The following is an 801-nucleotide window of genomic DNA, read 5'->3' as shown; positions in this document are numbered from 1 at the left end:
GAAAAACATTTTATAATACTTCTATTTGTTATATAAGAAAAAGCCGAGCTTACATTTTGAGTTCGGCTTTTTTGTTTATGTTTAATTCGTTCTCTTCACGAAGAGCTGCTCGTTATTAAATGTAAAACCACGTCTTTTTCCTCTCATTCATTTTCCACTATTACACTAGCCCCGTATAAAAACGTATCTTTATACGGGACTATCGATTTATTTTTAGTACACGTATTTTTGCCGCTTTTTTCATATACAACTGTTCAGAAACAAAACCTCTGTGCATACATTGAAGACAAAGGGGGAGGATACATTGGGAAAAACAAGTCGTATATTGAAATGGGTCAGCGGAGGATTAGAGGCTCTTTGGGGGATTCCCCTCCTAGGCGGCACCTTGGTTATAAGCCTAGCCTACACGCCGCTTATTCTAATGCTCGCATTGCACGTCGTAGGTTTAGTATTTGCGATTAAAACAAACAAAGTTCGGACAGGGCATATCATGGGAATTGTCTGTTCTGCTATTGCGTGGATTCCAATTGTCGGCATGATTATGCATATTTTAACGGCTATTTTCTTACTTATAGAAGCAGCCAAAGATAACGAGCTATCTGAAGACGCAGCATAAAAGAAAAGCCGCCTGATTTTTAGGTGGTTTTTTGTATTTAATACCACAGACTTGGAGGCTATATTGTTTTGGAAAATCCTTTTTATGTTAGAATATTAGAAGTATTTTCTAAAAAAGGGGGTAAACATAATAGGCAAAGCCAATCGAAAAAACAAAAGGCTTTTTACAGCAGGACTCATATTAGT

Annotated in this window: 1 protein-coding gene; it reads left to right on the top strand. The window is 37.0% G+C overall.

Annotated elements, in window-relative coordinates:
* Positions 1-304: 304 nt before the first annotated feature.
* On the top strand, positions 305-616 hold the full coding sequence (locus AC1DRF_RS30495; RefSeq protein WP_074894653.1) for a hypothetical protein: 312 nt from the start codon (positions 305-307) through the stop codon (positions 614-616).
* Positions 617-801 lie beyond the last annotated feature (185 nt).

It is taken from the genome of Priestia sp. P5_B4, from assembly GCF_056400385.1.
This window is presented reverse-complemented; position numbering and strand designations above follow the sequence as displayed.